The 14,666-nt window shown below is 32.8% G+C and carries 14 protein-coding genes; 4 read left to right on the plus strand and 10 right to left on the minus strand.

Going from position 1 to position 14,666, the window contains the following annotated elements; genetic code table 11:
* Positions 1-58: 58 nt before the first annotated feature.
* A complete protein-coding gene (locus tag NSQ08_RS12675) occupies positions 59-262 on the plus strand; it encodes a hypothetical protein (RefSeq protein WP_002189898.1) in 204 nt (67 codons plus the stop codon).
* A gap of 77 nt (positions 263-339) precedes the next feature.
* Here the strand turns inward: NSQ08_RS12675 and NSQ08_RS12680 are convergent, their stop codons facing one another.
* Positions 340-1,200, minus strand: coding sequence for a DegV family protein (locus NSQ08_RS12680; protein ID WP_002032551.1), 861 nt, complete (start codon positions 1,198-1,200; stop codon positions 340-342).
* A 285-nt stretch (positions 1,201-1,485) separates the two neighbouring features.
* Here NSQ08_RS12680 and NSQ08_RS12685 point away from each other — a divergent pair, with 285 nt between their 5' ends.
* Positions 1,486-1,857 carry a GNAT family N-acetyltransferase gene (locus NSQ08_RS12685; protein WP_340780145.1) on the plus strand — a complete coding sequence of 124 codons (372 nt, stop codon included), beginning with the start codon at positions 1,486-1,488 and terminating at the stop codon, positions 1,855-1,857.
* A gap of 363 nt (positions 1,858-2,220) precedes the next feature.
* Here NSQ08_RS12685 and NSQ08_RS12690 read toward each other — a convergent pair whose 3' ends face one another.
* The 3 genes from NSQ08_RS12690 to NSQ08_RS12700 all read right to left on the minus strand — a co-directional run bounded on the left by NSQ08_RS12690 (position 2,221) and on the right by NSQ08_RS12700 (position 5,805).
* Complete coding sequence (locus tag NSQ08_RS12690; RefSeq protein WP_340775325.1) at positions 2,221-3,618, minus strand: BC_2427 family protein; 1,398 nt, start codon at positions 3,616-3,618, stop codon at positions 2,221-2,223.
* A gap of 127 nt (positions 3,619-3,745) precedes the next feature.
* Positions 3,746-4,441 (minus strand): CsxC family protein, encoded by a 696-nt coding sequence (locus NSQ08_RS12695; RefSeq protein ID WP_002013348.1) that lies wholly within the window; start codon positions 4,439-4,441, stop codon positions 3,746-3,748.
* A gap of 593 nt (positions 4,442-5,034) precedes the next feature.
* A complete protein-coding gene (locus NSQ08_RS12700; protein WP_340775330.1) occupies positions 5,035-5,805 on the minus strand; it encodes a GNAT family N-acetyltransferase in 771 nt (256 codons plus the stop codon).
* Positions 5,806-6,288: 483 nt separating this feature from the next.
* Between NSQ08_RS12700 and ycaC the strand changes: the two genes are divergently transcribed.
* Positions 6,289-6,924: an isochorismate family cysteine hydrolase YcaC gene (gene ycaC / locus NSQ08_RS12705; protein WP_002192841.1), complete on the plus strand. Its 636-nt coding sequence runs from the start codon at positions 6,289-6,291 to the stop codon at positions 6,922-6,924.
* 542 nt (positions 6,925-7,466) lie between these two features.
* Here the strand turns inward: ycaC and NSQ08_RS12710 are convergent.
* Positions 7,467-8,249 carry a BC_2878 family exosporium-associated protein gene (locus NSQ08_RS12710; protein WP_016101230.1) on the minus strand — a complete coding sequence of 261 codons (783 nt, stop codon included), beginning with the start codon at positions 8,247-8,249 and terminating at the stop codon, positions 7,467-7,469.
* A 412-nt stretch (positions 8,250-8,661) separates the two neighbouring features.
* Here NSQ08_RS12710 and NSQ08_RS12715 point away from each other — a divergent pair, with 412 nt between their 5' ends.
* Complete coding sequence (locus tag NSQ08_RS12715; protein ID WP_002189904.1) at positions 8,662-8,982, plus strand: hypothetical protein; 321 nt, start codon at positions 8,662-8,664, stop codon at positions 8,980-8,982.
* A gap of 54 nt (positions 8,983-9,036) precedes the next feature.
* Here NSQ08_RS12715 and NSQ08_RS12720 read toward each other — a convergent pair whose 3' ends face one another.
* The 5 genes from NSQ08_RS12720 to NSQ08_RS12740 all read right to left on the minus strand — a co-directional run bounded on the left by NSQ08_RS12720 (position 9,037) and on the right by NSQ08_RS12740 (position 14,610).
* A complete protein-coding gene (locus tag NSQ08_RS12720) occupies positions 9,037-10,572 on the minus strand; it encodes an MDR family MFS transporter (protein WP_012261118.1) in 1,536 nt (511 codons plus the stop codon).
* 23 nt (positions 10,573-10,595) lie between these two features.
* Entirely contained in the window at positions 10,596-11,303 is a 708-nt protein-coding gene (locus tag NSQ08_RS12725) for a polymer-forming cytoskeletal protein (protein WP_061674101.1), read from the minus strand.
* A gap of 25 nt (positions 11,304-11,328) precedes the next feature.
* The gene (locus tag NSQ08_RS12730) at positions 11,329-12,039 is read right to left on the minus strand and encodes a bactofilin family protein (RefSeq protein WP_002189907.1); all 711 of its coding nucleotides are present in this window, start codon (positions 12,037-12,039) and stop codon (positions 11,329-11,331) included.
* Between the two features lie 13 nt (positions 12,040-12,052).
* On the minus strand, positions 12,053-12,676 hold the full coding sequence (locus NSQ08_RS12735) for a YhbD family protein (protein ID WP_012261120.1): 624 nt from the start codon (positions 12,674-12,676) through the stop codon (positions 12,053-12,055).
* 158 nt (positions 12,677-12,834) lie between these two features.
* Positions 12,835-14,610, minus strand: coding sequence for an ABC transporter substrate-binding protein (locus NSQ08_RS12740; protein ID WP_340780147.1), 1,776 nt, complete (start codon positions 14,608-14,610; stop codon positions 12,835-12,837).
* Positions 14,611-14,666 lie beyond the last annotated feature (56 nt).

Here is a 14,666-nt window from a genome sequence, read left to right on the forward strand (position 1 = left end):
ATCACATCCTAGAAATTAGTTTGTCGAATTATTTAGTAAATATGAAAGGATGACAAATATGATTGTAAAAACAAAAAAAGATTCAACACGAAAAATGGCAAGATATGTTGGAGGCGCTGCTACTCTTTTATTGCTAGCATCCTTCCTTTATCAGTGGAACAATGGTTTAGTAGTTGATGATACTGAAACATTTGGTTTCATACTAGCCTTCACTGGTTTCCTATCTACCTTCATACCTACTAAAAAGAAAGTTACTAACTAATATAAAATTACATATTTTTCATCCGCATAAAACAATTATATTAGAATTAAAAAAGGATTGATCAAAAGATCAATCCTTTACTCTACTTCATTTAAGAAGAACAACGTTAACGCACCTGGTCCGGTATGCGCTCCGATTGCTGCTCCAATTGTATTTACGATAAATACTTCACAAGCGAATCTTTCAGTAATTAATGCTTTTAATGCTTCGGCAGTTTCTAAATCATCACCGTGAGTCATACCGATTGTTTGACCTTTAAGGTCCTTCCCACGCTCTTCCATAATATCAACAATTCGGCTTAATACTTTCTTTTTCCCTCTTACCTTTTCAAGTGGTACAAGTTTTCCTTCATCCACATTTAAGATCGGCTTAATGTTTAATAAACCACCAATAAAACCAGCTACTTTACTTAAACGCCCACCTCTCACTAGGTACTGCAAGTCAGCTACAGTGAAGATATGTTCCATATGGTTCATTAGAAAAGCGACACGGTTTAATATTTCTTCTTTTGATGCGCCCTCTTTTGCCATTTTTGCAGCTTCTAATACGACAATACCTTGACCGAGTGAGGCACATTTTGTATCAATAATTTCTAAATCTAAATCAGTGTATGTTTCTTTCACTTCTTCTTTAATGAGAACTGACGATTGATATGTACCAGACAGTTCAGATGAGAAAGCTAAATATATACAAGGATTACCTTCTTTTGCATAAGAAACAAATTTTTCTTGGAAAGTTTCAAGTGAAGGCAATGACGTTCTATAAACTGCGCCTTCTCTCATTTTTTGCAGTAATGTAACCGATTTTAATGTAACCCCATCTAAGTACTCTGTTTCTGCTTCATCATATACACGGAGTGGAATTAAATCAATATCATATGCTTGCAGCAATTCTACCGGTAAATCCGCCGCACTATCCGTAATGATTTTAACACCCATTTTTAAACCTCTATTCTGTTATAAATATAAAAAATATAAAATAAAAATAGTACTTTTAAATTATATACGTAAAACTTAAATGAAGAAAGGAAAAGACTTTATATTGTATGCACTATTCTTCAAAACTTGAACTGCAAATAAAAATGATTTCATTTTAACCTCTTTTTACAAGTTATTACACTGTGTATAATGAGAATATTACATTTTTTCTGAGGGAGGATACATATGAGTATTCAACTAGCTACATATAATGATTTAAAATAGGTTAATAATCATTATGAATCGATAGGATTTGTACCAAGTGATTTAACACGAGACACAGTTGCGATCATTACATATAACAACGAGTATGCAGGTGTTGGACGTTTAGTCCAAATAGATGAAGGTACTATTGAAATGGGTGGAATTTTTATTCTCCCTAAATTTAGAGGTCTACAATTAGCTGGGCAACTCGTTTCACTTTTAGTACAAACTGCAAAAAAATTACAAATACTAAATGTGTATTGTCTTCCTTTCGAGGAACTAGAAAACTTTTATAAAAAATATGGCTATACTGAAGTCGATACTACGAAAGAAGTTGTCCCCCCAATTATTCTAAAAAAATATAATTGGTGTTTGGAAAATTACGATAAACATGTTTTACTATTTAAGTTGTGAGTTTTGTAAAAAAGGAGTCAATGCACTTTGTATTACACATCAGATTATACAAGCAATTATCTGTGAATTAGCTTCTTTATTCAAACAACATATACGCCACATTTTATACCCGTTTTTAATAAGTGTTAGCAAGTTCGTTGACAAACTTGTTAGCACCTTTTTAAAACTTAAACCTGAAGAAATTCATACAATTAAGTAACTATCCTAGCTAGCAATAATATCATCCTTCACAAATATTAAAGTGAATTCATTGAGGATAAACCGTTTGGAGGATATTCTATAGCACTGAATGATTTACAAAAGATTACGCATTGATACGCTACGAATAAAAATAATGAGCTAATCAAGGGAATATAATCATTTTTATGTAATTCGCACTTGTACTTCCTGTTCTTGTATCACTTGAATGATTAATTCCAATACAATATTTTGTACTAACTGATACACATTGTCATGAAATGTACTTTGTTCTGATATGTATTCAATACATTGATATATATATCCTTCTACCAATAAGCTCCCTTTTTCAACTGTAAATTTATTTTGTCCATTCTTTTTTACTTTTGGTACTAAAAATTCGGTTTTTGTCAAAACAATCTCCTGTTCCACCTCTTTTATTCCTATGACTTTTTCTGTAAATACCACTTTTTCTCGTAAACTAATTTCACCTTTATATCTTCCTATTTCTATTGGTAGTCTGGCTGTTATATAATTACTTACTTCTCCCCCATTTTCACTCTCTAATATTATGCTGTGAATAGGAATCCATGAAGATGTCTCTACCTTATTCTCTTCATTATTCCCTTTAACTTTTTGATTATATAATTCAACAAGCACTCTCTTTTCATGAAGATTTAAAGAAACTAATTTACAATAAGCCTCCGAATGATACTGTTGCACTGTAGTTAATAACTTAGAATCTAATTCACGCCCCTCCGCATCTTTTTCATTTCGAAATACAAATGCATCTTGATTTTTCACATTTATTTTTGGAAATACTTTAAAGCTAGACACTTCTGAAATAATAGAAAATGGCGTTTTCACTACCATTGAATGCACTGAAGTCTCTATTTTTGATCCTAAACCTATACTTTCTCTCTTTGATTCAGTTTCTTCACTTTTTTTCTCTGATTCATTTGCTACTTCTACTTTCTCTAATCCAATCACTTTATTTTCTTTTGCTGGTTCAGTCTCTTCACTTTCTTTGTTTGATTCAATTGCTTTTTCTTCTTTCTCTAATTCTCTTTCTTCATATTCTTTTACTGATTCAATTTTCACCTCTTCTTCCTCTAATCCAATCGCTTTATTTTCTTTTGTTAATCCAGTTTTTTCACTCTCTTTCTCTATTCCAATTACTTTATCTTCTTTTTTTGACTCTGTTTCTTTACTTTCTTTCTCTATCCCAATCGCTTTATTTTCTTTTGTTAATCCAGTTTTTTCACTCTCTTTCTCTATTCCAATTACTTTATCTTCTTTTTTTGACTCTGTTTCTTTACTTTCTTTCTCTATCCCCATTGCTTTATTTTCTTTTGTTAATCCAGTTTTTTCACTCTCTTTCTCTATTCCAATTACTTTATCTTCTTTTTTTGACTCTGTTTCTTTACTTTCTTTCTCTATCCCCATTGCTTTTTCTTCTTTTTTTGACTCTGTTTCTTTACTTTCCTTTTTTTCTCTTATTTCGCGCGAATCATCTTGAATATTCAGCATTTTCCATTTGTAAACTTTGTTCCATATTTCCTTACCAACCCATGGCTTATTCATCACCATCCCCCCATCTGATGAAATTCATAAAAATATGCTTTTTGTACGCGACCATTCCATCATTATATATGTTTTATAATAATAAAAAAGACATTGTCTTTTTATTAAAGACAATGCTTTTTTAGTCTTATACTTGTACTTGTTGTACTTGTAAAACTTTTAAAGTAAGATCTAGTACAATTTTTTCACGAAGAGTTCCAAATGGCTCGTTTAATTCTGTTGGACAAGGTGAAAAGTCTAATTCGAAAAATTGTGCGCTTACTAATTCACAATATGGTTGTTCATTATAAAAAACTGTATTTTCGAAGAAGTATTTGTCTAAACGTGGTAAATCACCATTTTTAGGATTAATAAAGTGAGATGTAGTATCTGAGGAAGAAGCTACTACAGCTTGTGATAGAAAATCAGCTGCTGTTAAATCTGCAAAACCAGAAAATGGAACATTTGCAATACGATCATATAGCACTCCATTACACTCATCATTTGCATATTCAATATTTTTACGAATATATCCTTGTACAAATAATTTTGCTCTTGTAACTCGGCGATAATTTGTACCTGGTACTGGAGTAAATGCTACAGGAACTAACTTACATTGTGTTAAAAATACATTTTTTAACACACGTTTAATCTCAGTTGCTGGAGGATCTAATGAAATATCAGATTCTACAACAATTTGAATTGTTCTTTCTGCTAATACAACTGGTATTTTTACAATCGGTGTTCCTGGAGTAAGAATTGGTGTTGCAGCTGCATCACTTAATGGCGTTTGAGTTTGTCCATCTACCTGACATGGTACATTAATTGGGCATTGTTCGCTCATATTTTATAATCTCCTTTATACAATATTTTGGAGTTTTTTAACTCTCTATACTGTATATGTATCTCTTCTATTAATGCGTGGGTTTGTATAATAGTTACTTTCATCATTTACAAAAAAATAGCAAATTTATTGTTAGTTAAACACACATAACTTAATATATTAAGCCTTTATGATTATCTACCTATATAAAAAGAGAATTTCTGAACCCTCATCGTGGAAGTAGGAACTGATGTGTTAATTATATTCACTAGTAATAGAAGAAAAATCAATATTAGTATCACTCTACTGTTGAAAAAAATAAAAACCGACTAAAAAAAGTCGGTTTTTATACCCGAATTTTTGCGGAATCCCTTCATCCTTATCATTAATATCATTGTTTTATTCTCAAATTTTTCACTAAAATTTATCAACTCTTCTTAGGAAACCAATCTTGTCGTCATTCTTTTCCCTTAATTTCATTTATTAACATCTCTTTTAATACCTTTTTATCTTTGGATAGTTTAGTTTTTGTTTGCAATTATAAAAAATAAGACTACTAAACGTTAATTTACTAGTCTTATGACGTTGTACAATCCGTACACGCTCCCGTTCATTCACTTATTATTTACAAAATAAGTATCATATGCCTTATCAAAAACATACCCTAGCTTTTCTGCTAATTTGACAGAAGTACTATTCGCTGCGTCCCAGTTTGGATACCTCCCCTTTTCTAAACAATCCAATATTAAGGTCGCACAAACTACAGTTGCCAATCCCTTTCTTCTATGATCAAGATCAGTAGCAACTTCAATTTCAATACCATCATTATAAATACTATATGATGATGCACCGCATACGACTTCTCCATTATACAAAATGCTATAACCTATACCTCGATTTACATAATCATCTATTGATCGAAATTGACTTGTAAAATCTTCAGAAACGTTGTGTAATGTTGGATTAGTTGCGATATGCTCATCTATTTTTCTTAATTCATATCCTTTTGGAAGTGCAGTTATAAAAGATTGTAATTTTGAGCGATTAAACACTTTTGCATTTCTTTTAAATTTATATCGTAAAAACTTATCTATTTTTCTTTCATGGAATGTTTCTAAACGCTTTTTCCATTGATCACTATTTACGATTACTAAAATTCTTTCAGGGATGTTACGTAATAACTCTTCTGTCTCTTTTGCATTTGGATCCCCAGCGTAAAATGTGAAAATTCCTACCGTAATTTGCGCTACTGTCGGGTTTTCAAGATCGTTCACCCAGGCATTGCCCATATGTCCTTGTAAATAAGAAAGTAGAACAACATTATTAAAATCCTCGAACATAGAAACTAATTTTTTTCTTGTATGTATTTTTGCCTCATATATCATTTACATTCCCGCTTTCTTTAAAATCAACTAGACTCAACATTTTCATGAGTTAACTTTTATTAGTATTCTTATACACACTTATTTATTATCTAAGTAAATGTCTATGAAACTCAAATATCAAATAATTATAAATTATACGTAAATTCAATTTTATTATAACATCTAATTTCATTGAAATGATTTACCAATCAAGAATTGCTATTTTCAGATTCATTTTAGTCCTCATATCTCATTTTCTATTTACAGGTAAAAACATTATTATTCACAAATAATAGATAGCATTAGGACCATACCACATAGCTATCCACTCAATTAATACATTTTTTCCCAAAACGAAAAATTTGTAATTCCTCAATATAAAAATACATACATCCCAATATTCTAATGAAAACTATTTGTTGATAAATTTTTGCATGTATACCAAATCAAGATAAATAACTGTAAGATTGATTTGTAAATAAGCTTATTAAGGGGGATTATAAAATGTCTGATTTGTATTCTCGTCTTTCAAAAAGTGATGCCGCGGTTCTTCTAGTGGATCATCAAACAGGTCTTATTTCCAGTCTAGTGCGTGACTATGGTGTTGATGAATTCAAGAATAATGTTTTAGCTCTTGCGAATACCGCTAAGTTTTTTGATTTACCTGTTATTTTAACAACTAGCTTCGAAGACGGTCCTAATGGTCCACTCATGCAGCAATTAATCGAACTATTTCCAAATGCGCCTAAAATAGCGCGTCCTGGACAAATTAACGCGTGGGACAATGATGAATTTGTAAAAGCTATTGAAGCAACGGGTAAAAAACAGTTAATTATCGCAGGTGTCGTTACTGATGTTTGTGTTGCGTTCCCAGCTCTATCAGCTATAAATGCAGGGTATGAGGTATTTGTTGTAACGGATGCATCTGGAACTTTTAGTAAACAAGTTGCTGATGCCGCTCTTATGCGTATGGCTCATGGAGGGGTGCAACTAATGAACTGGTTTAGCGTTGCAGCAGAATTACAGCGTGACTGGCGAAATGATGTTGAAGGTTTCGGAGCTTTACTTGCTAAGCATCTTCCAAGTTATCAAAATATCATTGGAAGCTATATGGGGGCTCAAAGAGAGCTTAGCAAGTAAAATCTTAATATAAAATCAGAATTGGTAGTGTATTTTCGTTAACTTGATGGCGATATATGGTAACAATGATGACTAATTATTCCTAATAAAATTCACTCTCAAAAAAACTTACAGCAGGTATTTACATAATTAAAAAAAGGGCTGTCGTAGCAGCCTTTTTTTAATTATTTTACTAATATTGTATAATACCCTACTCCACCGCTATATTTATTTACACTTAAATAAATATCCCCCTGCAATTGACTTCTTTCATATTTTGTTGCGTAAGCAGGGTACCTAATTTGCATGTTTATGGCAGTGACGCATTAAGGAATAACACGTATTAATTGATAGTACAAACCAGCCTATTTCCCGCTACTACGGCCTATACAGTATAGAAAACAATAAATACCTTTACTTTCATTAGTGTATCTAAAGAGAAGCTAAAAAATTTCCGATTCCACACAATAAATGGCTAAATTCAAATGTAACAATATTTCATTTAATCATTTTTATGTAAAAACCCTCATTATAGTGTACGAGGGTTAATTACGATAAATACGTTATAACTCCTTCTTAGAAATGTAAGATTCCGTCTCACCATTTTTATATATTCTAGTTAACTTAATAATTGAATTGTACATCATACTATTGTCGTTAATAATCTCTTTTTTCATCTCTTCTATTTCGGCATTTCCAGTTCCACTCTCTATTTTTAAACAGTTTGAAATGTTGAGGTATCCATTTGATGCGAAAAGAATGATAAACGTAATATCAGGGAAGTTAATAAACAGTAATCCAAATTTCAATGGATTTCCAGTTATATCCGATAAGATTAATCGAAAATCTAACAGTTCAGGTACCGGAACGAAATCTTTAGAAACAATCGCTTCACCTACTATAGTAATTTGCTTTACTACATTCCCAAGCTCATCTACAAATTCAATACATCTAGGTGGATCAATCGTTGTTGCCTGTAAAGATAAACTTAATTCAGGATTATTAAAATCGAAGAATAGTGTACTTCCCTCATTTAAACAATGTGGACAAACATTTCCAAGTAAACTGAATTCATCTTCAATAAATTTAACTTTCGTTTTACAACTACAAACTTTCCCTATTCGAATCGCATCAATTCTTGAACAATCTACAAATATTACCTCACTGTCTTCTTGTGCAAACGACACTATACCTTTTATCTCATTAAATGAAATAAAATAGGATACAACTATTTCGTTTCCGTCTATTACGATACTCTCAACCCTAGAATAAGGATGTAAACTTTTCAAAAATTCACATATACTATTTTGACAACATTGACAATCACGTTTCGGCTCACAATCCACTGATTCTCCATTCCTTTCCTATATGTTTTACCTAATAAATATAATATGAAAGGTATGTAAGAAAAGCTTGGACAATATAACTCTAATATTAGTCTAGATAAGTATACAGACATATGCCTGTCAAATTAAGAAACTCATCGTTCCTCAAATAAGTAATAAAATATATTTTTCACTATAAATGCATATAACAATTTCATCTTTCAACAAAAAAGCGTTATAATAAAGTGAAACTTCTATTAGCGGGGAGCTTTATCTCCTACTAATGGTTAGCCCTCACCAATCGGGCTCTTACGGGCAGTTATCTCCTGCCGTCCTCATCATTTGCTTCTTCACCTTGAGGCGGGAGTCTACTGCTCGTTATTGCGGGATGAATTGCAGCCTCTAAGATTACGTAATAAAGGAGATTAAAACAATGACTAAAATTAAAGTATATCAAGTAAAAGAAGAAAATATGGAAGCAGTAAAAAACATCATTGATGTTGAGGAACAAAACCCAACTGCTGAGAACTTACAAAATCTATATACATGTGTATTAGATACTGAAGATATGGCATTACCTGAATCATACGTTGAAGAAGATATCTTAATTGATTCTATGGAAGTTATGGTTAACGCTTCTCAAAGCAAGCTAAGAGACTTAGGTACATATGATGTAATCGAAGTTCAAAACAAGGGTAAGAAAACACAAATTTTATTATTAGCAGACGAAGAATACGAAATTATCGAAAGCTAATTCGACTCCGTACATAAGAAAAAGCTCCTTTCAAAATTGAAAGGAGCTTTTTCTTTATGCTTTTGATGTTTCACTTTTCACCTTGTTTTGTTCTTTTTTATATACCATGCGCTCATTTCCCATAAAGAAAACGAATACGAACGCTAAACTTGCGGGGACTAACGCCCACATAAATGTCTGAACGATTGAACTAGAGAGAGCTTCAATAATTTTATCTAATATTTGCGGCGGAATTTGAGATCTTGCCGATTCTGATAGAATAGCTCTTGAATCTCCTAAAGCGTTTGTATTCATTCCCCCGCTCATACCTTTAAACGATTCTTCTAATTGATCCTGGAAACCAGTTCTTTGAATCATTCCGAAGATTGTAATACCAAGTGTCATACCTAATGAACGAATGAAGTTACTCGTTGAAGTCGCAGAACCGCGTTGCTCCATACCGAAGTTATGAATAGCAGCCATACTTAGTACAGAGAATGAGAAACCAACTCCAAAACCGATAATAACCATATAAATTGTTAATAATATACGACTTGTTTCTGGCGTTAATGTACTTAATAAGAATAATCCGATTAGCATAATTACAGCAGAAATAATCATAATGTTTCGGTAGCTAAGTTTCGATGTTAAAAATCCACCTAACTGCGCTGTAACTACTGATCCTAACATCATTGGTAATAACAATAATCCTGAGTTTGTTGCCGTACCACCGTATACACCTTGAATAAATAACGGAATGTACACAGTTGCTGACATAAATGCCGCCCCGTAACATAAGGCAATGATTGTACTCATTCCGAATAGACGTTGTTTAAACATCTCAAATGAAATGATTGGTTCTTCTACTTTTCGTTCAATAACAATAAAAGCAATTACTAAAATAGCGAACCCAGCAAATAAACTTAAAATAAAGCTAGAATCCCAATCATACTTTTGTCCGCCTAATTCTAAGGCGAACATTAAACAAACTACTGCACCAACTAAAGTAATTGCGCCAAACCAATCAATCTTTTGTTCTCTATGAACTCGTGACTCTTTATAAAATAATGTAATAAAAATAAGTGCTAAAATTCCAAGTGGTAAGTTAATATAAAACACCCAGTGCCAGCTAATATAATCCGTAATATATGCGCCAAGTAATGGCCCGAAAATACTTGATAAACCAAATACTGCTCCGAATAAACCACCCATTTTCCCGCGCTTTTCTGGAGGGAAAATATCAAAAACGATAGTAAATGCGATTGGCACTAGTGCCCCACCGCCAATACCTTGAATGGCACGATAAATACCTAACTGTGTAATATTTTCAGCAGTACCACAAAGTGCCGAACCAATCATAAAGACGATTAAACCGAAAATAAAGAATCTCTTTCTACCATACATATCTGATAGTTTACCGAAAATCGGCATACCTGCCATTTCTGCAACCATATATGCAGAAACAACCCATACAAAGTTTTCAAGACCTCCTAAATCACCAACGATTGTTCCCATCGCTGTTACGACAATGGTATTATCCATTGATGCCATTAAAATCCCTAGCAATAAGCCCGCCACAACAAAACCGAGCTTATTATTCTTCTCAACCATAACCTTGCTCTCCCTCATACTACTTATATTTGTTTATGTTCTTTTACGACTGCATTACCTTTCTGATTAAAACTAGTGTGATATTCTACTACACTAATTTCACAGCCAGGGCCAATTATAACATGATTTCCTCTTACTACGTCTGCTATTGTATGTTCTAAATAAATATCATCCCCTTCAATAATTGATGTTTGAAGGCTTCCTGCATGACTTGTAAAAGGAATAAATCTCGCTTTTTTACGTACTGTAATCTTTTTCCCACCGATTTCTCTCACTTTACTTCCTTCATAACGAAGTGAGATTTCAATATTTTCAGCATTAAGCAAACCATCACTTTCAAGACCACCAGTTAGTAATAATTCCTCTACTTCTATATCTCCCATTACATTTAAAGCGCCTTTCACATCTACGAAATCACCGGATAGCTTCCCTTTAAATTCTATCATACCTCTAACTTTTGTTTTATTAATTTGTCCGTCGCCTTGTACTTGGGCATTGCCATATACTTTTACATATTCCGCCTCCATATTCCCCTGTACTTCACTATCTCCATACACGACATAATTTTTCGCTTTCATATTGCCACGTACTTCACTCGTACCATACGTTTTAAAATCATTACAACTCATATGATTAGAGATTGTTCCTTCGCCGCGTATCTTTACTTTGTTATAATCTCCACCTGCTGAGCTACCTGATCCATTGACAGTAAGACTATGTTGATTTTCCATACCGATTCCTCTCTCCCTTTTAAACTTAAACTTGCTTAATTTCTTTTACATTTGCACTTTTATCAACAGTAAGAACCCCAGTATATTCAATTAGTTCAATCTCACAGTTCGGCCCTACAGTAACATTGTTTCCCCTTACTGTTTTAATGTGAGCATAATCAATATCGATATTGTCACCTTCTAGCAGTTCAGCTTCTAACTGTAAGCCAAATACTGTTTTAAATAGTCTACTAAAAGCACTCAATCTATGTTTTACTTTAATGGTTTGGCCACCAATTTCTTTCGCTCTACATGTACCATGAATATTTATATTAATTTCATCTGCGCTTAATAATCCACCAACTGTAAATTGCCCTTCTGAAGAAAAAATATCAACTTCACAATTACCATCAATCGTCGCTTGACCATTGATTTTAAATTCTTCACCAGTTACATTACCACCTATCGTCCCTTTTCCTGCAATTTTTAAAGTGGTCGCCTTTACATCTTGTGTAATTGTCCCTTTCCCATCGATTCGCATCATTTCCGCACTAACTGTACCCTCAACTTTACCTGATCCGCTAATTCTCGCATCGCTACTTTTCAAATCACCAGTAACAATTCCGTAACCATTACATTCAAATTGGTCGCACTCAACGTTTCCATTAACAGTTCCTTTTCCATTTAGTTGCACTTTATGAAACTCTCCACCGTTTGATGAACCATATCCGTTTATAATTAAATTTTCTGTACGCATTATTTCTCCTCCACTACAACAGTTTAGTTTTTAATGCTTCGGTATATTTCATAATTGCTACACGTAAAACAATCTTTGTTCCCTTTTCAAAAATTAAATCCTCAACGCTTGATACTAAGAAGCATGTAGAAATCCCTAACTTCCGAATAATAACTAAGTCACAATTTTTATGTTTAATCGCTTCATAATTTTCACGTAAAACTTGTAAAACCATTTTCCCTTCTTCTAAGCTAACGTCTCCTGATTGAAGAAGTTCTTCTAACACGTATACATAAAGAATATCTGCAAATTGAAAATCTGCCGTTTTGTTCGTTTGCTCCATGAAAAATTGTAAAACAGGTTCTGATGTAATCTCTTTACGAATGAGATCTTCCTTTGCTAAAAGAATCTCTGTTACGCTTGGTGAAAACATATTTGCCAATTCATCAAGCGATAGATCCTCTTTCATCGTTTGAATTTTATCAATACGCTCTAATATCTTTTCTTTCGGAAAAAATGTTTCCTGACCTGTGAACGTTGACTTCCGTACAAACCAATCTTCCGGTATTAAATTTTTTCTCTTCCACCTATATAACTGTCCGTATGAAATACCAGTTAACTCTAATAAATCTTTTTTTGAAATTAAATTTGTAATCAACTGTATATCACTCCTTCCTAACAACAATGTAACATAACACTGTTACGCTGTAAATGAACTTTTATAACATGTAGCGTAAAAATGTGCAAAACAAACTTCATTTCCATACAAAAAAGGTTCTTACACATCTTACTAAAATGCATAAGAACCTTTATATATCAAGGCTTAAACCATATTTGATAAAAATCGATCCAACCTTGTGGATTAATCATTATATTTTGCACTTTTTCGTGTGAACTTACTTGCTGTTTGTTACGATATAAAGGAATAATATGAATTTGGCGTAACAATGTGTCTTCAATATCTTGTAACAGTGTCATCCGTTTCTCTAATTGATTCTCTATAAAATAAGACTGCAATACTTCGTTAAATTTTATATTGCTATGTTGATGAATAAAGCTGTTTTTTGTAAGAAACATATATAGTAAACTCTCTTCAATACGCTCACTAATTGTCGCACTATCATGTATTATATCAGCCTTTTGTATCGTACTTGTTTGCAATAACTCTTTTGTTTCAAGAAAAACGACTTCAATAGTGACGCCATACTTCGCACACTCTTTTTGTATCCAATATGAGTCTTCAACATGATCTTGTTCTATAAATGTATATAGTCGCAGTGTTTCATTACGGTAAGAGCTCTCTTTAATAAGCGTATATATGTCCTCATTTATATGTATAGTGCCACCCTTTGTTAGAACCAATTCTTCTGCTATTTCTCCGCGTGCTCCTTGCAATTCCTCGATAAGCGCATTGCTATGAATGATTTTATATAGAGCTTTCCGAAACATCGTGTTTTGCATAGGTCCTTCTTTTGCGGTATTTAATGTAATGTATGTTACATTCGACTCAAGTCTAGTTAGTTCTTTATGATGCTTTTCTATATTGTTATAGTGTGCTTTCGCTAAAATATCGCACGTATTTACGCTTTGCTCTACATTCCATAATTCAATTCGATCGAGAAATGGTCGCTCGCGAAAATATAAATCATTTGCTTCTAATACGAATACATCCTCATTCTTTTCACATAATCGAAACGGTCCAGTACCGATTAACCTTCCATCTCCATCTTCATTTACAATAGAACACTGTTCTGTACTTAAAGCATGTAAAAACAACTTATTATCTGTAGATAAACGAATCTGCACAATGTAGTCATCAAGAATATGTAAACTTTCAACGTGCTGTAACATCCAAGCATGCGGGTTATTTTTCTCTTTCATAAATCGTTTAAATGTATGTACAACGTCATAAGCAGTAAATTCTTTCCTGTTATGAAACTGAACACCTTTTCGTAAGTAGAAGGTCCATATATATTTCTGGTCATCATATTCCCAATAAAACGCAAGTCTTGGCTCTACACTGTTTGTATTTCCGTCTATATACACTAACGTGTCGTATATATGTTTTACCATATGACATTCCGAACGCATCGTAGCGTATACAGGATCTAATGCAATATCTAGATTCATTTGGACTTGCAAACGTAGCACATCTCTTCTCCCTTTAGATGTCCTTTCGACTTGATAACCGAATATCGAATCAATCCACGTTTGAAATTGCGTTTGAAGTGATGGAAAATACGAGCTATATCTTTCAATAAATGCACTTCCACTTTTTACGTCCCCTTGTTTCGTTATTTCTTTTCCTCTTTCTAAAATTAAAGAAAGTGGATGTTTTTGAAATAACAACTTTGAACGATTTCCTCTCCCTCGGCCTGGAAACCACATAATCCAATTAAATTCTTCTAATTTTTTTATGATTAATTTACTATTTCGCTCTGTACAAAATAATGTTTCAGATATATTTTGTATAGTTATTTCTAATTGTTCTCCCTCTGCTCTCCCATTTCCATACTGGAGCCACAGGTGCATATATTGCTCCAAAATAATCATAAAACGCCCCCTAAAAGATGAAAAATCTTCCTCTTTCATTCTACCCTTTTTCATTTCTGGCTTCCATCTTATCATTTCAATATAGAAAGGAGGAA

Source organism: Bacillus sp. FSL E2-8887, from assembly GCF_038007205.1.
Lineage (GTDB): Bacteria > Bacillota > Bacilli > Bacillales > Bacillaceae_G > Bacillus_A > Bacillus_A mycoides.

What these genes read in the sequence shown, in the direction of transcription:
- NSQ08_RS12675 (WP_002189898.1), top strand. Translation starts at nt 59, where the DNA reads ATGATTGTAAAAACAAAAAAAGATTCAACACGAAAAATGGCAAGATAT.
- NSQ08_RS12680 (WP_002032551.1), bottom strand. Translation starts at nt 1,200, where the DNA reads ATGGGTGTTAAAATCATTACGGATAGTGCGGCGGATTTACCGGTAGAA.
- NSQ08_RS12690 (WP_340775325.1), bottom strand. Translation starts at nt 3,618, where the DNA reads ATGAATAAGCCATGGGTTGGTAAGGAAATATGGAACAAAGTTTACAAA.
- NSQ08_RS12695 (WP_002013348.1), bottom strand. Translation starts at nt 4,441, where the DNA reads ATGAGCGAACAATGCCCAATTAATGTACCATGTCAGGTAGATGGACAA.
- NSQ08_RS12700 (WP_340775330.1), bottom strand. Translation starts at nt 5,805, where the DNA reads ATGATATATGAGGCAAAAATACATACAAGAAAAAAATTAGTTTCTATG.
- ycaC (WP_002192841.1), top strand. Translation starts at nt 6,289, where the DNA reads ATGTCTGATTTGTATTCTCGTCTTTCAAAAAGTGATGCCGCGGTTCTT.
- NSQ08_RS12715 (WP_002189904.1), top strand. Translation starts at nt 8,662, where the DNA reads ATGACTAAAATTAAAGTATATCAAGTAAAAGAAGAAAATATGGAAGCA.
- NSQ08_RS12720 (WP_012261118.1), bottom strand. Translation starts at nt 10,572, where the DNA reads ATGGTTGAGAAGAATAATAAGCTCGGTTTTGTTGTGGCGGGCTTATTG.
- NSQ08_RS12725 (WP_061674101.1), bottom strand. Translation starts at nt 11,303, where the DNA reads ATGGAAAATCAACATAGTCTTACTGTCAATGGATCAGGTAGCTCAGCA.
- NSQ08_RS12730 (WP_002189907.1), bottom strand. Translation starts at nt 12,039, where the DNA reads ATGCGTACAGAAAATTTAATTATAAACGGATATGGTTCATCAAACGGT.
- NSQ08_RS12740 (WP_340780147.1), bottom strand. Translation starts at nt 14,610, where the DNA reads ATGAAAGAGGAAGATTTTTCATCTTTTAGGGGGCGTTTTATGATTATT.